This is a genomic window from Limnohabitans parvus II-B4, assembly GCF_003063455.1.
Classification (GTDB): Bacteria; Pseudomonadota; Gammaproteobacteria; order Burkholderiales; family Burkholderiaceae_C; genus Limnohabitans_A; species Limnohabitans_A parvus.
Window position 1 is genome coordinate 135405 of the sequence record NZ_NESN01000001.1, and the last position, 19642, is coordinate 155046.

The 19642-nt window shown below is 56.7% G+C and carries 21 protein-coding genes and 1 other RNA gene; 7 read left to right on the plus strand and 15 right to left on the minus strand.

Annotated features, from left to right (window positions below):
- Positions 1-20 precede the first annotated feature (20 nt).
- The 4 genes from B9Z37_RS00595 (at position 21) to B9Z37_RS00605 (ending at position 1634) form a co-directional block, all read left to right on the plus strand.
- Positions 21-248, plus strand: coding sequence for a DUF904 domain-containing protein (locus B9Z37_RS00595; protein ID WP_108311135.1), 228 nt, complete (start codon positions 21-23; stop codon positions 246-248).
- Complete coding sequence (locus B9Z37_RS00600; RefSeq protein ID WP_108311136.1) at positions 245-571, plus strand: cell division protein ZapA; 327 nt, start codon at positions 245-247, stop codon at positions 569-571. Before B9Z37_RS00595 ends, B9Z37_RS00600 begins: the two co-directional genes overlap by 4 nt.
- Positions 572-616: 45 nt before the next feature.
- Positions 617-796: non-coding RNA, 6S RNA (gene ssrS / locus B9Z37_RS14790), on the plus strand.
- Positions 797-818: 22 nt separating this feature from the next.
- Positions 819-1634: a sulfite exporter TauE/SafE family protein gene (locus tag B9Z37_RS00605; protein ID WP_108311137.1), complete on the plus strand. Its 816-nt coding sequence runs from the start codon at positions 819-821 to the stop codon at positions 1632-1634.
- Between the two features lie 46 nt (positions 1635-1680).
- On the opposite strand, the gene B9Z37_RS00610 is transcribed toward B9Z37_RS00605, so the two are convergent.
- Positions 1681-2358 carry a sulfite exporter TauE/SafE family protein gene (locus B9Z37_RS00610; RefSeq protein WP_108311138.1) on the minus strand — a complete coding sequence of 226 codons (678 nt, stop codon included), beginning with the start codon at positions 2356-2358 and terminating at the stop codon, positions 1681-1683.
- A 69-nt stretch (positions 2359-2427) separates the two neighbouring features.
- The gene (hemN, locus tag B9Z37_RS00615) at positions 2428-3810 is read right to left on the minus strand and encodes an oxygen-independent coproporphyrinogen III oxidase (RefSeq protein ID WP_108311139.1); all 1383 of its coding nucleotides are present in this window, start codon (positions 3808-3810) and stop codon (positions 2428-2430) included.
- A gap of 208 nt (positions 3811-4018) precedes the next feature.
- Here hemN and fnr point away from each other — a divergent pair, with 208 nt between their 5' ends.
- A complete protein-coding gene (gene fnr / locus B9Z37_RS00620; RefSeq protein ID WP_108311140.1) occupies positions 4019-4741 on the plus strand; it encodes a fumarate/nitrate reduction transcriptional regulator Fnr in 723 nt (240 codons plus the stop codon).
- A 55-nt stretch (positions 4742-4796) separates the two neighbouring features.
- Here fnr and B9Z37_RS00625 read toward each other — a convergent pair whose 3' ends face one another.
- The 9 genes from B9Z37_RS00625 to B9Z37_RS00665 form a co-directional block, all read right to left on the minus strand.
- Positions 4797-5090, minus strand: coding sequence for a hypothetical protein (locus B9Z37_RS00625; RefSeq protein WP_108311141.1), 294 nt, complete (start codon positions 5088-5090; stop codon positions 4797-4799).
- Positions 5091-5119: 29 nt separating this feature from the next.
- On the minus strand, positions 5120-5386 hold the full coding sequence (locus B9Z37_RS00630) for a nitrogen fixation protein FixH (protein ID WP_108311142.1): 267 nt from the start codon (positions 5384-5386) through the stop codon (positions 5120-5122).
- A 23-nt stretch (positions 5387-5409) separates the two neighbouring features.
- Complete coding sequence (gene ccoG, locus B9Z37_RS00635; protein WP_108311143.1) at positions 5410-6909, minus strand: cytochrome c oxidase accessory protein CcoG; 1500 nt, start codon at positions 6907-6909, stop codon at positions 5410-5412.
- Positions 6910-6948: 39 nt separating this feature from the next.
- Entirely contained in the window at positions 6949-7863 is a 915-nt protein-coding gene (gene ccoP, locus B9Z37_RS00640; RefSeq protein ID WP_108311144.1) for a cytochrome-c oxidase, cbb3-type subunit III, read from the minus strand.
- A 36-nt stretch (positions 7864-7899) separates the two neighbouring features.
- A complete protein-coding gene (locus B9Z37_RS00645; RefSeq protein WP_108311145.1) occupies positions 7900-8040 on the minus strand; it encodes a cbb3-type cytochrome oxidase subunit 3 in 141 nt (46 codons plus the stop codon).
- Between the two features lie 14 nt (positions 8041-8054).
- Positions 8055-8681 (minus strand): cytochrome-c oxidase, cbb3-type subunit II, encoded by a 627-nt coding sequence (gene ccoO, locus B9Z37_RS00650; protein ID WP_108311146.1) that lies wholly within the window; start codon positions 8679-8681, stop codon positions 8055-8057.
- 13 nt (positions 8682-8694) lie between these two features.
- The gene (gene ccoN, locus B9Z37_RS00655) at positions 8695-10131 is read right to left on the minus strand and encodes a cytochrome-c oxidase, cbb3-type subunit I (protein ID WP_108311147.1); all 1437 of its coding nucleotides are present in this window, start codon (positions 10129-10131) and stop codon (positions 8695-8697) included.
- Between the two features lie 70 nt (positions 10132-10201).
- Positions 10202-10339: a cbb3-type cytochrome oxidase assembly protein CcoS gene (gene ccoS, locus B9Z37_RS00660; RefSeq protein WP_019428923.1), complete on the minus strand. Its 138-nt coding sequence runs from the start codon at positions 10337-10339 to the stop codon at positions 10202-10204.
- A gap of 10 nt (positions 10340-10349) precedes the next feature.
- On the minus strand, positions 10350-12746 hold the full coding sequence (locus tag B9Z37_RS00665) for a heavy metal translocating P-type ATPase (protein ID WP_205872522.1): 2397 nt from the start codon (positions 12744-12746) through the stop codon (positions 10350-10352).
- A gap of 105 nt (positions 12747-12851) precedes the next feature.
- Here B9Z37_RS00665 and B9Z37_RS00670 point away from each other — a divergent pair, with 105 nt between their 5' ends.
- The gene (locus B9Z37_RS00670) at positions 12852-13295 is read left to right on the plus strand and encodes a universal stress protein (protein ID WP_108311148.1); all 444 of its coding nucleotides are present in this window, start codon (positions 12852-12854) and stop codon (positions 13293-13295) included.
- A gap of 74 nt (positions 13296-13369) precedes the next feature.
- Positions 13370-14692, plus strand: a complete 1323-nt coding sequence (locus tag B9Z37_RS00675) for an ABC transporter substrate-binding protein (protein ID WP_108311149.1) — start codon at positions 13370-13372, stop codon at positions 14690-14692.
- A 52-nt stretch (positions 14693-14744) separates the two neighbouring features.
- Here B9Z37_RS00675 and B9Z37_RS00680 read toward each other — a convergent pair whose 3' ends face one another.
- Genes B9Z37_RS00680 through B9Z37_RS00695 form a run of 4 tightly spaced genes read right to left on the minus strand, consistent with a single transcriptional unit; the run spans position 14745 to position 19549 of the window.
- Positions 14745-16286 (minus strand): malonate--CoA ligase, encoded by a 1542-nt coding sequence (locus tag B9Z37_RS00680; protein WP_108311150.1) that lies wholly within the window; start codon positions 16284-16286, stop codon positions 14745-14747.
- Positions 16287-16328: 42 nt separating this feature from the next.
- A complete protein-coding gene (locus tag B9Z37_RS00685; RefSeq protein ID WP_108311151.1) occupies positions 16329-17324 on the minus strand; it encodes a Bug family tripartite tricarboxylate transporter substrate binding protein in 996 nt (331 codons plus the stop codon).
- 42 nt (positions 17325-17366) lie between these two features.
- Positions 17367-18848 carry a malonyl-CoA decarboxylase gene (locus B9Z37_RS00690; protein WP_108311152.1) on the minus strand — a complete coding sequence of 494 codons (1482 nt, stop codon included), beginning with the start codon at positions 18846-18848 and terminating at the stop codon, positions 17367-17369.
- Positions 18845-19549, minus strand: a complete 705-nt coding sequence (locus tag B9Z37_RS00695; protein WP_108311153.1) for a GntR family transcriptional regulator — start codon at positions 19547-19549, stop codon at positions 18845-18847. Before B9Z37_RS00695 ends, B9Z37_RS00690 begins: the two co-directional genes overlap by 4 nt.
- Between the last annotated feature and the right edge of the window lie 93 nt (positions 19550-19642).

The following is a 19642-nucleotide window of genomic DNA, read 5'->3' on the forward strand; positions in this document are numbered from 1 at the left end:
TCACTTTTTCTTTGTCTGCCATGGCCCATTCCGACACCATTGATCAAATTGCCGAGCGTGTGGATCATTTGTTGCTGCGCCACGAAGAGCTTCAACGGACCAACGCTTTGCTGGCACAACAAGTTCAAGCACTCACCTCCGAGCGCGATCAGCTCAAGTCACGTTTGGCTGCAGCAAGAGCCCGTGTTGACGCATTGATCGAGCGTTTGCCCACATCCGCCCCTGCATCTCCTGAGGCCTCCGCATGAGCAACAAACAATTGGACGTCCAGATCATGGGCCAAAGCTACATTCTGGGGTGCCCGGAGGGTGGCGAAGAGCGTTTGCTGGCAGCCGTGGGCAAGGTCGACTTGGCCATGTGCAAAATTCGCGATGCAGGCAAGATCAAGGCGCGAGACCGAATTGCCGTTTTGGCGGCATTGAACCTGGCTTTTGAGTCCCCTGAAGCGCCACCCAGCACCCCAGTGGCCCCCACTGCGGTGTCGGACATCAGCCAGGAATCCCAACAGCGCTTGACGCAATTGCTCAAACGCTTAGATCAGGTTCTGGAACAAGACGGTCAATTGATCTAAGCCAGACATGGTGCCGTTGCGGGTCTGAAGAAAGACCTACAATCGCGCTGTCTGCGGTGCATGCTGGGCTTTATATTTCCTTGAACCAATGCTCTTAGAGCCCGGGCTTGGTACATTGGCTGGTGAGCGTGATCATCTCGCGTCAGATGAACCCAACGCCAGTCTGCCCTCGCCCACCTGAACCCCGGTTCAGGATGCCGGTCCGGTGGCACTCGCAGACACCTTTCTTTATCTTTCCCACACTCCCATGATCATCGAACCCCTGTTGCTGGCCGAATTGGCTGTTCTGGGCCTTTGCACAGGCTTTTTGGCGGGCCTGCTGGGCATTGGCGGCGGCATGATCATGGTGCCGTTTTTGACCTACATGCTGGGTTCGCGCGGTGTGGGGCCGGATCTGGCGGTCAAAATGGCCATTGCCACATCCATGGCAACCATCATCTTCACCTCGATCTCCAGTGTGCGTGCGCACCAGAAGAAAAAAGCCGTGCGCTGGGACCTCGTCAAAGGCCTCGCCCCCGGCATCGTGTTGGGCAGCCTGATTGGCAGCTTGGGCATTTTTGCGTTTGCCAAGGGTACTTATTTGGCCCTTTTCTTCGCGTTGTTCGTCAGCTTTTCTGCCACGCAGATGTTTCTGGATAAGAAACCTGCGCCGAGCCGCCAAGTGCCTGAATTCAAGGGCTTGTTGGGTGCGGGCGGTTTGATTGGTTTGCTGTCCGGTTTGGTAGGCGCTGGCGGGGGCTTTATCAGCGTGCCGTTCATGACCTGGTGCAACGTGGCCATTCACAATGCCGTGGCCACCAGTGCGGCCTTGGGGTTCCCGATCGCATTGGCCAATGTGGCCGGTTACATCGTCAGTGGCCAGAGCATTCAGAATCTGCCCGATTACAGTTTCGGCTACCTTTGGTTGCCGGCCTTGGTGGTCATTGCCAGTTGCAGTGTGCTGATGGCACCTTTAGGTGCTGCCACCGCGCACAAGTTGCCGGTCAAGCAGCTCAAACGCGTTTTTGCCAGCGTCTTGTATTTGCTGGCTGCCTACATGCTTTACAAGGGCTTGGCCGACTGAACCAACGGGTGTCCGTCACCGATCCAGGCTTGCGCGTTCTTAAGTGTCAGGGTGTCACGCACCAAGGCGCCTGATCGTGAACCAGCCCCATCCACAAAGCCCAGCTCGATACAGCGGCCAATGCGAAGCCTGCGACACGCATCCCCCAAGCGCCATCACCCAAACTTTGCATGCGCAAAAACAACCAGGGCCCTGCCCACAGGCTAATGCTGCTGCCCAAGGCAAACAAGGCCATGGTGGCCGCGCCTTCAAGTGGCTGGCTCGTCAAGGCCGCGACCATCAAGGCCGAGTAGAGCAAGCCGCAAGGCATCAAGGCCCAAAGCCCCCCCACCATCCATGGGGCAGCACGGCCCCAACGGGCATTGAAGGCGCGCACGCGCCCCCAAAGTTGCCTTGCTGCGCCGTCGAGCCACAGCGGTTGGCGTGCTTGCAGCATGAGCAACAAACCCAAGACAATGGCAGCGACATGCAAAAGCGTCCACACCGGCCGAATGGCGGCTGACTGCACCGTGAGCCAGCCCAAGCCCTGAACACTGGCTGCCGCCAAGGCCCCCAACAAGGCATATCCCAGCACTCGTCCGACCTGGAATGCCAGCAACGCTTGCCCACGTTGCGCACCTGCGGCCTGACCCAAGCCTGCACAAGCAGCTCCGCACATGGCAACGCAATGGGGGCCACCCAAGACCCCCATCATCAAAGCCGTGATGGCCAAAGAACTTTGCATTGATTTTTTGCCCGAATGTTGTCTACCGCATTGTCCGCGAAGCCAGCCATGCAGTTGCTCAACACGGACTCAGATGATCTTTGAAAACCGTGTCCGGTTGCGGTCAGCCTGCAAATAACGGTCAAACACCATGGCCACACCGCGCACAAAAAACCAACCCAGCGCGGTGACCTGGATGCCTGTTTCATTCAATTGCACCAGACCTTGGTCCTGCAAGGCTTGCAACTGCTCCAGTTCTTTGGCGAACACGCTTTTGAAGTCGATCAACCAAGCGAGGTTGATGGACTCGTATTGCAAATGACCCTGGCACATCAGCGCCATGATGACTGAGCGGCGGATCAGGTCGTCACGGGTCAAAGCCAAACCCCGAACGACGGGCAAATGCCCTTGATCAAGCAGGTCGCAGTACTCTTCCATGGTCTTGGCGTTTTGGCTGTAGGTGGCACCAACCCGACCAATGGAGGACACGCCCAATGCAATCAAATCGCAATCGGCCTGCGTGCTGTAGCCTTGAAAATTGCGATGCAAACGCCCTTGCCGCTTGGCCACCGCCAAAGCGTCGTCCGGCAAGGCAAAGTGGTCCATGCCGACATAGACATAACCAGCATCCACAAACGCGTCCAGCGAACGAGCGAGCATGGCCACCTTGTCGCCACCCGATGGCAACTCTTGCGCATGAATGCGTCGCTGGGGCTTGAAGCGCTCCGGCAAATGCGCATAGGCATACAAAGCAATACGGTCGGGACGCAAGCTGTTGATTTGAGCCAAGGTGCGGTCAAACGATTCCGGGGTTTGCAGTGGCAAGCCATAAATCAAATCCACATTGACCGACTCGAACCCCAAACGACGCGAAGCCTCCACCAGCTTGAAGACCTGCTCGGCGGGCTGAATTCGGTGAATCGCTTTTTGGACCGAAGGGTCAAAGTCTTGCACACCAAAGCTCAGGCGATTGAAACCCAGTTCTGCCAATACAGCCAAGCGGTTTTCATCGACCGTGCGCGGGTCTACTTCGACCGAATATTCACCGCCAGGTACAAAGTCAAAATTTTTCCGAAGCATGGCCATGAGTTGACGCAATTCGTCGTCGCTCATGAAGGTCGGCGTCCCGCCACCCAGGTGCAATTGACTGACCGATTGCCCCAGCCCCAAGTGGCGGGTGTGCAGTTCGACTTCTTTGGTCAAATAGCGCAAATAGTCAGCAGCGCGCTCTTTGTGTTTGGTGATGATTTTGTTGCACGCACAGTAGTAGCAAAGCGATTCGCAAAACGGGATGTGAACATACAAGGACAAAGGCAGCTGTTTGCCAACCAAGCCTGACTTGCGATCCTTCAACGCCTGAACATAGTCGGCCTCGTCGAAAGCCTCGACAAAACGATCCGCAGTCGGATAAGAGGTGTAACGTGGCCCCGGCACATCGAAACGGGTCAGCAATTCAGGTGTGATGACGGACATGCGGCTGCCCCTTAATGAGAACGTGTTCATAACAAGTGACGGACTTTGCCTGCTCACAGCAACATCTGTATTGACTCACATCAAATCCGATACTTGTTTTTGGTGATTTTTGACATGGACAGGGTATACCCTCAATTTATGTCGTTTTTTAGGTTTAAGCTCAAGCCTTGATCCAAGGCAAATCCATTGCTCAACCATGAGATAGACCATGAATCCCCAAGCCATCAAAGTTGCCTGTTCCAACTGCAATCTGCGCGAGTTGTGCATGCCCATGGGTCTGACAGATCAGGATCTGAACCGTCTGGACGATCTGGTAGCCGTGCGCCGCAAGGTCAAACGCGGCGACACCTTGTTCACCAACGGTGAAAATTTCACCTCGCTTTATGCCATCCGCACAGGCTTTTTCAAAACCTGTCTGGCCACAGAAGACGGCCGCGATCAGGTCACGGGCTTCCAGATGGCGGGCGAAATCATTGGACTGGATGGCATCGTGAACGACCAGCACACCTGCGATGCTGTGGCACTGGAAGATGCCGAAGTCTGCGTGATGCCATTTGACCGGATTGAAGAAATTTCGCGCGAAGTGACCGCACTGCAGCACCACGTGCACAAGATCATGAGCCGTGAAATCGTGCGCGAACACGGCGTGATGCTGCTGTTGGGCAGCATGCGGGCCGAGGAGCGTCTGGCCGCATTTTTGTTGAACCTGGTGCAGCGCTTGCATGCCCGAGGCTTCTCGCAGTCCGAATTGGTTTTGCGTATGACCCGTGAAGAAATCGGCAGTTATCTGGGTCTCAAACTCGAAACGGTCAGCCGAACTTTCTCCAAATTCGTAGAAGAAGGCATGGTCGAAGTCAAACAACGGCATGTGCGCATTTTGGACACAGAGGGATTGCAACGTTTGGTCAACAATCCCGCTCATTGCCACTGAAAAACAAGAAGCACGAAACACAGGCTCAGAGGGACTTCAAGTCCCTCTTTGCATATCAGCAGCAGTTGTTATCGCGAGCACAATCCTGCGGACGTTCAGTTGGGGGGACCGGGCAACGGTTGACCTCAAAAGGTGACATCGCCAAGAGGGTTGTCAAGCCACTCGACACCATCGTCAGCGCCCAGAAGACAAAAAAGGCCAGTGTGTAAACACCCTGACGGGACAAGGCCAAGGGATGGCCAAACCACTGCAAATCTTGCGGATCCACCAGACCGAAAACGACCAACTCCATCAAGCCGGCCACCAAAAAGGCCGGCCAAGCGATCCACATCATTCGTTGTGCTTTCATGTTTTGTCTCCTGGTCGAGCTCTAAGCGCTCATTTTTTGGAATTCTGCGCAGGCAATTCGCCCGTTGCTGCATGGTTACGCGCCTGGACTGCGGGAGCCAAACTGATTCCCGCATCCTTTGGCGTCTGGGCAGTCACCTCTTGCGTCGAGAGCACGGGATCTTGTCCATTGGCGGCCAGATAAAAAGTCACAAACCCGGCAATCACAACCACCAAGGGGCCGGAAATGATCAACCACACATGCCCGTGCGTCCACCATGGACGTTGCTGTAGAGCTGAAGAAGAATGGGTAGGCATGTAAAAACCCCTGTGTGATGTGCTCAACGTGGCACGAGGAAAACAGACTTTTCAATCAATTCGGATTGCACTTGGCCACCCTCATTGAGAGCGCTGATCTTGAATTGAATCGGGTGTGACCCCGATGCCGCGGCATCATAGGGCAATTGAACGCGCACCGAAATCCAACGTGACTCAGTGGCGGCAACGCGTGCATCGCCTTCCAGCTGCAAAGTCATGTCACGCAATCCATCGACAGACAGATCAAAGTTCATGGGCGTCTCAGCCGCATTCATGATCTGCAGGCGATACACGTTTTCGATCTTGCCGCCTGCGACGATTCGGGCCAGCGAGGCGCGGTCGCGCACCACATCGACCTTGAAAGGCTTACGCAAACCCAAACTGGTCAACAGGGCCGCGACCACCACCACCAAAATAGTGATGTACAAAATCACCCGTGGACGGAACACATGACGCAGTGTCTGCTCTTTGGTCCATCCATTTTTCATGGCGTGCTCGGTCGAGTATTTGACCAAACCACGTGGATAGCCTACCTTGTCCATGACGGTATCGCACACGTCGGCACACGCGCCGCAGCCAATGCACTCGTATTGCAGGCCTTTGCGAATGTCGATGCCTGTTGGACACACCTGCACGCACAAACTGCAGTCCACGCAGGCCCCCAAACCCAATGCAGATGGATCGGCTTTTTTGGATCGTGGACCTCGGGGTTCGCCTCGTTCCGTGTCATAGGTGACGATCAGCGTGTCCTTGTCAAACATAGCGCTTTGGAAACGCGCATAGGGGCACATGTATTTACAAACCTGTTCACGCATGAACCCAGCGTTGCCATAGGTTGCAAAGGCATAAAAGAACACCCAGAAAACTTCCCAGGAACTCATGTTCCCGAGGAAAAATTCCATACCAAGGTCCTTGATGGGCGTGAAATAACCCACGAAGGTGAAGCCGGTCCACATGGCAATGGCCAGCCAAAAAATATGCTTATAAACTTTCTTGAAAAGTTTCTCGAGCGACAGTTTCTCACCGTCGAGGCGGATACGGGCACTTCGGTCGCCTTCGACCTTGCGCTCAACCCACAAGAAAATTTCGCTGTAGACCGTCTGTGGGCAGGCATAACCACACCATAAACGCCCTGCAACAGCTGTGAACAGGAACAATGAAAAGGCCGAGATCACCAAGATCGCGGTCAGATAGATGAAGTCTTGTGGGTACAAGACAAAACCAAAAATATAGAAGCGTCGTGCACCCAAATCGAACAGCACTGCTTGGCGCTGGCCCCACTCGATCCAGGGCAATCCATAAAAAACCAGTTGTGTCAGGACCACCATGAACCAGCGCCATTTGGCAAAAATGCCTTGTACGCTACGCGGGTAAATTTTCTGTGTCGCGGCATAGAGTGACACCATCTGAACGTCATCTTCAGAATTCTCTGTCGATGCGACCGGGACGATGGGCACAATTTTCCGGGAAGGGTTTTCTTTGGAGTCCAAAACACTGCTTTCAAATGCACAGAACACCCTCATGGGGTGTCCTGCGTCGATGACCTACTGCTCAGAGCCGCCTTATTGAGCTACGGCTGTCTTATTCGACAAGCCCCAGACATAAGAAGCCAATACGTGGATCTGGCCTTCTGTTAGTTTGGATGCCTGTGCGGGCATCTGGTTGACTTTGCCGTTATTGATCATGTTGACGATGGCGTTTTCACCCCAACCGTGCAACCAAACATCGTCGGTCAAGTTGGGGGCACCCATGGCGTGATTGCCTTTGCCGTCCATGCCGTGACATGCAGCACAAGCACCAAACTTGGACTTGCCCAACGATGCTCGCAATGAGTCATGCGGACTGCCAGACAGGCTGAGTACGTAATGGGCCACATTACGAACATCTTCGGGGGTTCCCACGGCTGCGGCCATCGGGGGCATATTGCCGTTGCGCCCTTGTGTCAGAGTCGCCTTGATGACGTCCGGAGAGCCACCGTACAACCAGTCGTTATCGGCCAAATTCGGGAAACCTTTGCTGCCACGGGCATCTGATCCATGGCACTGTGCGCAGTTGTTCATGAACAAGCGGTCACCAATGGCCATGGCCTGGGGGTCTTTGGATACTTCTTCAGGCGACATGCCCGAAAACTTGGCATACAAAGGCGCCACTTCGGCGTTGGCTTTGGCCACTTCGGCGTCGTATTGACCGGCCGATGTCCAGCCGAACTTACCCGCCAGATTGCCCACACCGGGGTACATGGCCAGATACACAAAGGCGAACACGATGGTGATGATGAACAAGCCCACCCACCAGCGTGGCAGAGGGTTGTTCATTTCACGCAGATCGCCGTCCCAGACGTGGCCGGTGGTGTTGTCGTTGGCCGTCATGGCCTTGGCTTTGCCGCTGAACCACAGAAGGATCAGGCAGGCGATGATGCTGACCAGCGTGATGCCAGCCACATACAAGTGCCAGAAATTGCTGATGAAGTCACTCATTTCGATTCCTTTAGTTTTTTATGCAGTGAGGACAATTCAGTCTTCCTGACGAAACGGCAGTTGCGCAGCTTCATCGAAATCGGCTTGGTTACGGCGTGACATGGTCCACCAGATGATGCCCAGGAAGATGACAAAGGTGACCACCGTCACGATGGAGCGCAGGATATTGATGTCCATGGCGTGTGCTCCGTTTATTTGCGGTGAATGCCCATACCTTGCAGGTACGCAATCACAGCATCCAGCTCGGTCTTGCCCTTGACGTCTTCGGTTGCCTTGGCAATTTCTTCGTCGCTGTAAGGCGCGCCCAATGTGCGCAAGCCTTTCATGTGAGCGGGCAAGCTGGCTCCGTCCACGGGGTTCTTTTCGAGCCAAGCATACGCAGGCATGTTGGACTCAGGCACGACATCACGTGGGTTGGTCAAGTGAATGCGGTGCCATTCGTCGCTGTAACGGCCGCCCACACGGGCCAGGTCAGGACCGGTGCGCTTGGAACCCCACTGGAAGGGGTGGTCGTACACGAACTCGCCGGCCACCGAGTAGGCACCGTAGCGCAAAGTCTCTGCGCGGAAGGGTCGGATCATCTGCGAGTGGCAGTTGTAGCAGCCTTCGCGCACATACACATCACGCCCCGCCACTTGCAGCGCGGTGTAAGGCTTGAGACCTTCGACCGGCTGGGTAGTGGATTTCTGGAAGAACAGGGGCACGATTTCGACCATGCCGCCGACCAGCAACACGATCAGGATCAGCACGATCATCAGGAAGTTGTTGGTCTCGATTTTTTCATGGGAGAGACCGCCCGATTTTTGGTTTTGAGCCATTTTCTATTTCTCCTCAGGCGTGGGCTGTCAGGTTGGGAATCTGGACTTCAACGGAACGACCCTGGGTCGCTGTCTTGATCACGTTCCACAACATCACACACATGCCGCCCAGGTACAACAAACCGCCAAGCAGTCGCAGCACATAGAACGGGAAGGTGGCTTTCACCGACTCGACAAAGGTGTAGGTCAGGGTGCCATCGGCGTTGACTGCGCGCCACATCAGGCCCTGCATGACCCCGGCAATCCACATCGCGGCGATGTAAATCACGATACCGATGGTGGCGGTCCAGAAGTGGATTTCAATCGCTTTCACGCTGTACATCTTTTTCTGACCGAACAGACGGGGAATCAGGTAGTACATGGAGCCCATGGTCACCAAGCCCACCCAGCCCAGAGCGCCGGAGTGCACGTGGCCCACGGTCCAGTCGGTGTAGTGGCTGAGCGCGTTCACGGTCTTGATGGACATCATCGGACCTTCGAAGGTCGACATGCCGTAGAAAGACAGGGACACGATCAGGAAACGCAGGATCGGGTCGTCGCGCAGTTTGTGCCATGCGCCCGACAAGGTCATGATGCCGTTGATCATGCCGCCCCAGCTGGGGGCCAACAAAATCAGGGAGAAGACCATGCCGATCGACTGGGTCCAGTCAGGCAAAGCGGTGTAGTGCAGGTGGTGAGGACCGGCCCACATGTAGGTGAAGATCAGGGCCCAAAAGTGCACGATCGACAAGCGGTACGAGTACACAGGGCGCTCGGCCTGCTTGGGGATGAAGTAATACATCATGCCCAGGAAGCCCGCCGTCAGGAAGAAGCCCACGGCGTTGTGGCCATACCACCACTGCACCATGGCGTCCTGGACACCGGCGTAAGCCGAGTAGGACTTCATCATGCCCACGGGCAGCGCGGCGCTGTTGACCAGGTGCAGCAGCGCCACGGCGATGATGAACGCGCCAAAGAACCAGTTGGCCACATAAATGTGACGAACCTTGCGGGTGCCGATGGTGCCAAAGAACACGATGGCAAATGAAACCCAGACCAAGGTGATCAGGATGTCAATCGGCCACTCCAGCTCGGCGTATTCCTTGCCGCTGGTGTAACCCAAAGGCAAGGTGATGGCCGCCAGCAAGATGACCAGTTGCCAGCCCCAAAAGGTGAAAGCGGCCAGTTTGTCGTTGAACAGACGGACGTTACAGGTGCGTTGCACCACGTAATAGGCCGATGCGAACAGGCCGCAACCGCCAAATGCAAAGATCACCGCATTGGTGTGCAGAGGACGCAAACGGCCATAACTGAGCCATGGGATGCCCAGATTCAGCTCGGGCCAGGTCAGCTGGGCCGCAATGATCACGCCCACAAGCATGCCCACCACACCCCAGACCACCGTCATGATGGCGAACTGCCGTACAACGGTGTCGTTGTAGGACGTCGCCTGCATATTGGCAAATTTCATTTTCACCTCTTCTTTTTAAAAACTACTGCCAGAGTTTGACCGGGTATACACCGAGGCCACTTGATCGAAATCAATCGTTGCGCAAAATGCGCTCGCCTTCGGCCTCAATGTCCTCAAATTGGCCTCGGTGAATGGCCCACCAGAGCCCCGCAAGGATGAAAAACACCAAAGCGACCGACAAAGGGATCAATAAATAAAGGATGTCCATCGTGCTTTCCTCATGGGGACGTCGGCGTTGCGGGGTGGATGAGGTCGACATTTTGCAGTGGGACGGGGGTCAAGCCTTGTGCCAAGCGCAGCGCATTGAGCACGACCAACAGCGAACTGAGTGCCATGCCCAAGCCGGCAGCCCATGCGGGCAAAAATCCCATCAGGGCCAAGGGCACACAAGCGGCGTTGTACACGGCCGCCCAAGCCAGGTTTTGTTTCACAATGCGCAGGGTTTGTCGGCTGCGTGTCACTGTACTGACCAAAACACCCAGCTGCCCACCCATCAAGACAAAATCAGCTTTGGACTGCGCCAAAGGGACGGCCTGCCCCAGCGCAAACGACACATCTGCGCCAGCCAAGACCGGTCCATCGTTGAGGCCATCACCGACCATGGCCACGCGGTGACCTTGGGCTTGCCATTGCTTGAGCGCCTGCAATTTGTCTTGTGGGTTGCACCCGCCGCGGGCATCTGGGATGCCCACCAATTGGGCGACCTGCGCCACAGCAGCGGGCCCATCGCCTGACAACACTTTCAGCGTCAGTCCCATCTTTTTCAGTTCCGCAACCACGCCGGGGGCTTCGGGACGCAGCTCTTCAGTCAATTCAAACGTCGCCAGCCAGCCCGCATCGTCGGCCAAACTGACTTGCAAATGGTGCCCATGAAAAGTGGGGGCCTTGCAAAACACGGCAGACCCCAAGCGCAAGCTCAGTTTGACACCACCGGGCATGTCCAGATCCCCTCGCATGCCCTGCCCTGCTTCTTCGCTCACATTTTGGGCAAGCAAGGCCTCCAAAGCTGGCAAATCACCGGCAAGCTGGGCTTGGCGGCGTGCTTCAGCCCACAAGGCACGGGACACCGGATGCCATGAGTGTCGCGCCAAAGTGGACGCCCAAGTCAGCGCCTGTTGAGGCAACACGCCAGAACGCGTATGAATCTGTGCCACCTCGAACGCGTCACGGGTCAATGTGCCTGTTTTGTCAAAAATCAGGGTGTCGATACCGGCCAGGTTTTGCAAGGCTTCCAGCCGCCTGACCAATACGCCGCTGCGAGCCAGCGCGCCTGCCGTAGCCAGCATGGCTGCGGGCGTTGCCAACGACAAGGCGCAAGGGCATGTCACGATCAACACAGCCACTGCCACCATCAAAGCGTGCGCAGGATCAGTTGGCCACCAGTAAATGGCCGAAGCGAAAGAAGCCAGCAGCACCGCGATCAAAAAGGGTTTGGCCCAGCGGTCCACCAGCAAGGCCATGGAAGGCTTGGACACCGAGGCGCTTTCCATCAGTGCCACGATTTGGGCATAGCGGGTGGCTGCACCAACCTGTTCAATTTGAACCTCCAGGGTTGCGCTCAGGTTGTGGCTGCCTGCAATGACCCGGTCCCCCACTTTGCGGGTCAGGGGAAGCGATTCACCGGAGAGCAAAGCTTCGTCCACTTGGGTTTGTCCTGACAGCACAAGACCATCGCCCGCAAAAGCCTCACCCGGCAGCACCTCGATCACATCCCCCACGCCCAGTCGCCTGATGGAGATGCGCTCCCATGTCCCATCCGGCAGGCGTTTGCGGATGCTGTCCGGCAAACGGTTGAGAACCGCTTCCAGCGCGCCGGCAGTGCGGTCGCGCAAGCGCAACTCCAGCCAACGCCCCATAAGCAGAAAAAAAACAAACATGGTCAGTGAATCGAAATACACCTCGGCACCGAATGGACCTGCAGGTTCAAAAGTGCCCAAGCTGCTGACCACGAAAGTCACCACCATGCCCAATGCAACCGGCAGGTCCATGCTCACTTGACGTTCCCGCAAGTCGCGCCAGGCACTGCCGAAAAAAGGCGCACAGGAGAAAAGCATCACCGGCAAAGACAGCACCCATGAAGCCCACCGGAGCAGATGCATGGATTCGGCCGAGATGTCACCGGGTGCAGACACATACGCCGGGGTGGCATACATCATCACTTGCATCATGCACATGGCGGCTACCGACAGGCGCCAGACCATGCGGCGAGCTTCCTGACGCCGATGCTCGTGTGCGTGCGCATCGTTCGCTGGCACGGCCTTATAGCCAAAGCGCTCAACCGATTGCATCCATTCTGAGGGGCGGGTTTGCTCTGGTGACCAAACGACCCGCCCTCTGTGGCTGGCTGAACTGATTTGGACCGATTCAACGCCGGGTACCGCACGCAAGGCGTCTTCGAGGGTGATGGCACAAGCGGCGCAATGCATGCCTTCAAACACCACACTCGAACTCCAGTGCCCTGCCCTGTCTTTTTCGGGCAAGCTGAAAGCAGCCCATTCCGCCGGATCGTCCAGCAACTTCAAGCGGTCAGCGCTTTCCATCGGCATAGCCGCTTGCCCAACCAGCGCGGAGGCATGCAAATCAGGCAAAGATGGCAAAACATTGACTTGTGTCATGTTCAGAAGATACGACAGAAGAGGCGAAGAAAGCTTGACGTGCATCAATTGATCCGGGGCTGCGCTCTTTTATGCTGGCTTTTTACAACCCTTCAGGAGCACTCCATGTACAAACGCATTCTCGTGGCCACCGATGGTTCTACCTTGTCCAAAAAAGCCGTTGCCAGCGCCATTGAGCTGGCTGCAACTTGCGGTGCTGAATTGGTCGCACTCAAGGTGGTGCCCCGTTACCCCCAAGCGTACTTTGAAGGCAGCATTCCTTTGTCTGCTGAAGAAATTTCACGCATTGAAACGCAATGGACAGAGTCTGCGCAGGTGCAACTGGCGGCTATTGAAAAAGCGGCCAAAGGCAAAGGCGTCGCCACCAAAGCGATCACGGTCAAATCGGATGTCGTTTCCGACGCCATCATTGCCGCCGCCAAAAAACAAAAAGCCGATCTGATCGTCATGGCCTCGCACGGACGCAAAGGCATCAAGCGTTTGCTGCTGGGCAGCGAGACCCAACAAGTCCTGACACACTCACACATTCCGGTACTCGTTTTGCGCTGAACGGGTATGGATCGATACCCTGATTTGGGTATACAAATAACTACAATGGTTCTCTATTCAAAAGAGGACTTGATGTGGTGATCCGATGGTTAGAACAAGCATTCAGTGCCAAGCGGTCTGTGGTGTGGGCGCTGTTGCAAACTGCTTTGCTGGCAAGTTGTTTGGGCCTCATCTTCAGCGCCAAGCTGTCTGCGCAGGAACTGGTCATCGAAAGTTGGCGCAAAGATGACCAGCTTTTCTGGGACCGCGTGATCATTCCTGCATTTCAGCGCAAGCATCCCGGCATCCGATTGAAGTTTGCGCCTGAGGAAGCCCTGCTCTACGACGGACGGCTGTACTCCCGTCTGTCGACACGAGCGGCTGGAGATGTCGTTTTTTGTCGCCCATTTGATGGTGGGTTACGCTTGAACGACAAGGGATTCTTACAAGCCCTGACCGAAAAACAACTCGAAAACTTCGACCCCAAAGCGCGGCGAGCCTGGACCACAGACGATGGAAAAACCACTTATTGTCTGCCCGTGGCCTATGTCATCCATGGCATCTTCTACAACAAGGAGATTTTCCGGCAGTTGCAGCTTGAGCCACCGAAAACCGAGGCCGAATTCATGGACAGGCTCCAAAAAGTGGCAGCCGCAGGCAAAACCACACCTTTGGCCTTGGGAACGGCCGACATGTGGGAAGCGACTCAGGTGATCTTCACGGGCATGGGGCCCAACTTCTGGGGCGGTGAAAAAGCACGACATGGGCTGATGAATGGCAGCCGGAAATTCACCGATCCCGAATTCATTAAAGCTTGGCGAATGATGAGCCAGTTCAAGCCCTACATGCATCCGAGGCAAACCGAAATGTCCAACAGCGACATCCAGCTGTTGTTTGCGACCGGGAACGCGGCCATTTATCCCACAGGTTCTTGGGATATCGACTTTTTGCGGAGCACCAGTTTTGCTTACAAAAAACAAATCGACATGGGCGTCTTCAAACCCCCTCTCGAAAACAAGAACGAGCGTTGTCATTTGTCAGTTCATCCTGATTTCGGTATCGGCATCAACAAAAACACACGCCATCCGGAAGCAACCCAACTGCTCATCGAATGGTTGGCATCCCAAGAGTTCGCACAACTGATGACAAACACCTTGAGCGGCTTCTTTTCATTGTCAAAACACACCGTAGCGATCAACGACCCCTTGAGCTTGGAGATGATGAACTGGCGCAAAGAGTGCGATGACACCATCCGCATCAATGCGGAAAAGCTCAACCGCGTATGGCCCTCAATGGAAGAGGAGCTCTGGTACGTGAATGTGAAAGTCGTCAACCAGGAAATGACACCAGAACAAGCCGCTCAATACATCCAGCGGATCCACGAAAAGAACGCTTACATTCAGTCAGTAGCCCCTTAAATGGCGAAAAAAAGACCGCCTCGGCGGTCTTTTAGGGTCTGCACTCAGCCGCTCAAGCAAACAAGGACTTGTATTGCTCTCGCAGCAGGTTCTTTTGGACCTTACCCATCGTGTTACGAGGCAACTCCGACACGACGAAGCACTTTTTGGGAATTTTGAAATTCGCCAGTTTGGACTTGAGTTCCGCCACGATGGCTTCGGGTTGCAGAGTGGCTCCCGGCTTGGCAATGACCACAGCCACGCCCACTTCACCAAAGTCCGGGTGCGTCACACCCACAACAGCGCTTTCGGACACGCCCTTCATCTCGTTGATGTAGCCTTCGATCTCGGCCGGGTACACGTTGTAGCCGCCACTGATGATCAGGTCTTTGCTGCGGCCCACAATGGTCACATAGCCTCGCTCGTCGACCTTGCCCACATCGCCGGTTCTGAAAAAGCCATCAGCAGTAAATTCTTCAGCGGTCTTCTCAGGCATGCGCCAGTAACCCTTGAACACATTCGGACCTCTGACCTGGATACCGCCAATCTCTCCCACCGGTAAATCCTGGCCATCGTCACCACGCACGCGCAAAGACACGCCAGGCAAAGGAAAACCAACGGTGCCGCCCCGCCGCTCAGACTGCTTGCCATAACGGGCGTCCGCACTGTACGGGTTCGAGGTCAGCATGGCGGTCTCGCTCATGCCGTAGCGCTCCAGGATGGTCTGCCCAGTTCGTGTTTGCCATTCGGCAAAGGTTTCGATCAATAAAGGGGCCGATCCCGCGATGAACAGCCGCATGTTTTTGACGGCATCGCGCGTGAGCGAGGGCTCCGCCAGCATGCGGACATACAAAGTGGGCACCCCCATGAACACAGTGGCTTTAGCCATGTTCGCAATGGCCCGTTTGGGATCGAACTTGGCCATCCAGATCATCTTGCTGCCGTTGATCAAGGCACCGTGAATGGCCACAAACAAGCCGTGCACATGGAAAATCGGCAGTGCGTGGATCAGTACATCGTTCTTTTTCCAACCCCAGTAATCCTTGAGCGTGAGCGCGTTGCTCAGCATGTTGCCGTGCGTGAGCATCGCGCCCTTGCTGCGCCCCGTGGTGCCGCTTGTGTAAAGGATGGCCGCCAGATCATCGGCCTTGCATGGCTCTGGCGTGTGCTGGTCGGTGTGGTGCGAGGCCCGGTCAAGCAAGCTGCCAGTGCGGTCGTCGTTCAAGGTGAAGACGTGGTGTGTTCCCGCTTTGAACGCAATTTTGCTGACCCAGCCAAAGTTGGCGCTGCTGCACACCACGACCGCAGGCTCTGCATTGCCAATGAAGTACTCGATCTCGGCGCTTTGGTAAGCGGTGTTGAGCGGCAAAAAGACATACCCGGCGCGCAAGGTGGCCAAGTACAAGATCATGGCTTCGACCGATTTTTCGACCTGCACCGCCACCCGGCTGCCATTGGGCAGATCCAGGGACTTCAGCAAGTTCGCCACCATGGCTGTTGACCGTTCCAGGTCAAGCCAGGTGTAGTGCAAGCCCTCATCGGTTTCTACAGCCACCGCATTCAGATCTGTGGGGAAAGCTGCACGCAGTGCGGCATAAAGGTTATGTGAGCTCATGTCGAAAATGGAGATAAATGAAAAGACAGGTCTAGATGAATGTCAGTCGAGTTTGGCACCCGAGGACTTGACGACCTGTGACCACTTTTTGAGTTCGCCCTTGATGAATGCATCAAACTGCGCACCTGTCAGGTTGGGGAACTCGGCGCCTTGCGAGGCCCACACGGCTTTGGCTTCCTCAGTTTGGCAAGCTTTGCGGATTTCCTCCATGGCGCGGGCTTGGGCGTCGGCAGGTGAGCCTTTGGGGGCCCACACACCGTACCAGGTCGACACCGTGTAATCGGGCAAACCCAGCTCTGCCGAGCATGGCACATCGGGGAAAGCCGGGCTGCGCTTGCTGCCCGAGACCATCAGCGCCTTGACGCGGCCGGACTTGATGTGGCTGGCTGATGACCCCAGGCCATCGAACATCATGTCCACGTTGCCAGCGATCAGGTCTTGTAAAGCCGGCCCTGCACCACGGTAAGGAATGTGCGTGATGAAGGTTTTGGTCTGCAGCTTGAACAGCTCGCCCGCCAGATGGTGCGACGTGCCGCCCCCGGCCGAGCCGTAGTTCAAACGCGCCGGGTTCTTCTTCACGAACTCCAAAAAGGTCTTGAAGTCGGCCGCATCGACTTTCTTGGGGTTGACCACCAGCACCTGCGGCACGTTGGCCACCAGGATCAAGGGCGTGAGATCGCGTTCCAGGTCGTAGTCGAGCTTGGCGTACATGAAGGGCGCAATCGTGTGGTGCACAGCGCCCATGAACAAGGTGTAACCGTCAGGGGCCGATTTGGCAGCGATACCTGCACCCAGTGTGCCGCCCGCGCCGCCACGGTTGTCGATGATGAGCTGTTTGCCCGTCAAGCGTGAAAACTGCGCCGACATGGGCCTTGCAAAAGCATCGGTGCCACCGCCAGCCGGGAATGGCACGATCATCGTGACAGGCTTCGCAGGCCATGAGGATTGCGCTTGCACATGCCAGACACTGGCAGCAGCTGCCGAAGCTGCCAATTTCAAAACGCCTCGGCGATCGAAGAAGGGTTGGGATGGGGTCATGGTTGTCTCCTTTTTTGTAATGAATGCAATGGACGGTTGGGTCTAAAAATACAAGTCTTTAACACGGTCTGAAACCGGAATTTTTCGCTGAACAAGCCCCTGACGATGGCGGTCGAGTTTGCGCAAATCGTACAGATAGTTGACCATCAAGCCAAACGACTGCTTGATGCCCTTGCTTGACAGATCGGCCGCCCAGTTGATCTGCTCCACACGGGCGCCGTTGCCCAGGTGAAAGCGCGCCACCGGGTCAGCCGGGCGCTCTTCGCTGAGCTCTTTGCCCAAGTAATGCGCGGCACACGCCAGCAGCCACTGCCGCAAGGCCGAACGCTCGGGCAAAGTCGGCACCTGGTCAAGCGCCGACAGCACATGCCCGGCTGTGGCAGGCTCAAAGCCCACGGCGCGCCCGAGTTGGGTGCGCATTTTCTCAGGCGTGTCTTCGAGCATGCGCTCAGCGTTCTTGTTCAACCAGGCCCGGAACCCCGGGATGGGCGACAAAGTAGCAAAGGTCTTGAGCTTGGGGAAATCGGCCCGCAAGGTCTCCACCACCCGCTTGATGAGCGAGTCGCCAAAGCTCACGCCCTTGAGGCCTTGCTGGGTGTTGCTGATGGAATAAAAAATCGCCGTGGACGCCCGGCTCAGGTCCACCGCCTCAGCCGATTCATCGAGCAGCGGGCTGATGCTGGCGGCGATCTCGTCCATGAACGCCACCTCCACAAAAATCAGCGGCTCATCGGGCAAGCGGGGATGAAAGAAGCCATAGCAACGTCGGTCCGAATCGAGCCGGTTCTTGACGTCTCCCCAGCTCTTGATGTCGTGCACCGCCTCGTACTTGATGAGTTTTTCGACCAGGCTCGCGGGCGAATCCCAACTGATGCGGCGCAGCTCCAGAAAGGCCACATCGAACCAGGTGGTGAACAGGTTCTCCAACTCGGCCTCCAGGGCCAGCAGTCGCTTGTTCGACTTGAGCGCAGGCATCAGCTCCTGGCGCAAGTCGACCAGAAAGCGCATGCCCTCCGGGAACACCGCAAAGCGTTGCAACAGCCGCGTGCGGGGCGACACCAGGGCCTTGCGCAAACGGATCTCGGCCACGCCTTCGTCGGGCGTGCCCACAGAAGCTTCGTACTGTTCACGCGCCGCTTTGACCTTGCTCGCATCGGGCGCGAACTGCTCGCTCATCAGCAGCCAGCAGTCCTGGCGCTGCTCGGGCGTGGCCAAGGCGTACCACTGGGCCACACCCCGGGCGCGCTTGCCGCCCTCGACCTCGCTCACGCTGGGGTCGACGATGGCCTGCAGCTCGGTCAGGGTGCGGCGCAGCACGCGGGGCGACAGCGCCTCTTCCTTCTGGCGCAAGGTGGCGTTGAGCCGCTCGCGCGACGAGCGCACGGTCGCTTCTTTGGCTGCGGCAGGCTTAGACGCGCGACCATCGGGCTTGCCGTCTGCAGTGGGTGCATGGCCCTCGCCCTCGCGCTTGCCCGTGGGCAGCCAACCGGCCACTTTGCGGCCAATCCATTCCGATGTGTTCATGTGGGAACCCCGCTTTTGTCGTGTTCTGTGCTGACCGCTGCAATGCGGCTTTTGCTCTGCCGGGCCAGCTGACGCAAGGCTTCGCGTTGTCGGGTCAAATGGGTGCGCATGGCCGCGTCCGCACCTTCGGCGTCTCGGGCCTTCAAGGCGGCAAAAATCGCCATGTGCTCGGCCAGTGACTGGGCCAAGCGCCCGGGCGCGTTGAGCTGCTGCAAGCGGGCCAGCTTGAGGATCTTGCGCAAATCGCTGATCACCTGGGCCAACCACTTGTTGCCCGCCATGGCGATGATGGCTTCATGGATCGCGTAATTGGCGGCATAGTAGTCGGGGATGCGGCCCTGGGCGGCGCTGCCCTCGAGCTGCTGGTGCAGGCCTTCGAGCGCGGCGATGTCGGCGTCGGTGGCCTGCAAGGCGGCCTCAAAGGCGCAACGCCCTTCGAGCAAAGCGATGACCGGGAAAATCTCGTCGAGGTCCTGCTCGGTGACTTCGTTGACAAAGCTGCCGCGCCGGGGTTCATGCCGAATCAGCCCTTCTGCCGCGAGCACCTTCAGCGCTTCGCGCAAAGGTGTCCGCGAAATGGCCAGCTGTTCGCACAAGCGGGTTTCGTCCACAAACGCGCCCGGTGACAGCTCACCCGCAAAGATCTGGTCGCGCAGTTGCTGCGCCACCTGGTCATGCAATGAATTGACGTGTCCGGCCATGAAAATTGCCTTTGTAATTTCCGATAATTATGCGTAATTACAAAGGCATCAGGTGCCCCTGTCAGCGAAACACCACACATTCAGGCTCGGGAT

Coding starts and splice junctions, on each gene's coding strand:
- B9Z37_RS00595 (WP_108311135.1), top strand. CDS start 21: ATGGCCCATTCCGACACCATTGATCAAATTGCCGAGCGTGTGGATCAT.
- B9Z37_RS00600 (WP_108311136.1), top strand. CDS start 245: ATGAGCAACAAACAATTGGACGTCCAGATCATGGGCCAAAGCTACATT.
- B9Z37_RS00605 (WP_108311137.1), top strand. CDS start 819: ATGATCATCGAACCCCTGTTGCTGGCCGAATTGGCTGTTCTGGGCCTT.
- B9Z37_RS00610 (WP_108311138.1), bottom strand. CDS start 2,358: ATGCAAAGTTCTTTGGCCATCACGGCTTTGATGATGGGGGTCTTGGGT.
- hemN (WP_108311139.1), bottom strand. CDS start 3,810: ATGTCCGTCATCACACCTGAATTGCTGACCCGTTTCGATGTGCCGGGG.
- fnr (WP_108311140.1), top strand. CDS start 4,019: ATGAATCCCCAAGCCATCAAAGTTGCCTGTTCCAACTGCAATCTGCGC.
- B9Z37_RS00625 (WP_108311141.1), bottom strand. CDS start 5,090: ATGAAAGCACAACGAATGATGTGGATCGCTTGGCCGGCCTTTTTGGTG.
- B9Z37_RS00630 (WP_108311142.1), bottom strand. CDS start 5,386: ATGCCTACCCATTCTTCTTCAGCTCTACAGCAACGTCCATGGTGGACG.
- ccoG (WP_108311143.1), bottom strand. CDS start 6,909: ATGAGGGTGTTCTGTGCATTTGAAAGCAGTGTTTTGGACTCCAAAGAA.
- ccoP (WP_108311144.1), bottom strand. CDS start 7,863: ATGAGTGACTTCATCAGCAATTTCTGGCACTTGTATGTGGCTGGCATC.
- B9Z37_RS00645 (WP_108311145.1), bottom strand. CDS start 8,040: ATGGACATCAATATCCTGCGCTCCATCGTGACGGTGGTCACCTTTGTC.
- ccoO (WP_108311146.1), bottom strand. CDS start 8,681: ATGGCTCAAAACCAAAAATCGGGCGGTCTCTCCCATGAAAAAATCGAG.
- ccoN (WP_108311147.1), bottom strand. CDS start 10,131: ATGAAATTTGCCAATATGCAGGCGACGTCCTACAACGACACCGTTGTA.
- ccoS (WP_019428923.1), bottom strand. CDS start 10,339: ATGGACATCCTTTATTTATTGATCCCTTTGTCGGTCGCTTTGGTGTTT.
- B9Z37_RS00665 (WP_205872522.1), bottom strand. CDS start 12,746: ATGACACAAGTCAATGTTTTGCCATCTTTGCCTGATTTGCATGCCTCC.
- B9Z37_RS00670 (WP_108311148.1), top strand. CDS start 12,852: ATGTACAAACGCATTCTCGTGGCCACCGATGGTTCTACCTTGTCCAAA.
- B9Z37_RS00680 (WP_108311150.1), bottom strand. CDS start 16,286: ATGAGCTCACATAACCTTTATGCCGCACTGCGTGCAGCTTTCCCCACA.
- B9Z37_RS00685 (WP_108311151.1), bottom strand. CDS start 17,324: ATGACCCCATCCCAACCCTTCTTCGATCGCCGAGGCGTTTTGAAATTG.
- B9Z37_RS00690 (WP_108311152.1), bottom strand. CDS start 18,848: ATGAACACATCGGAATGGATTGGCCGCAAAGTGGCCGGTTGGCTGCCC.
- B9Z37_RS00695 (WP_108311153.1), bottom strand. CDS start 19,549: ATGGCCGGACACGTCAATTCATTGCATGACCAGGTGGCGCAGCAACTG.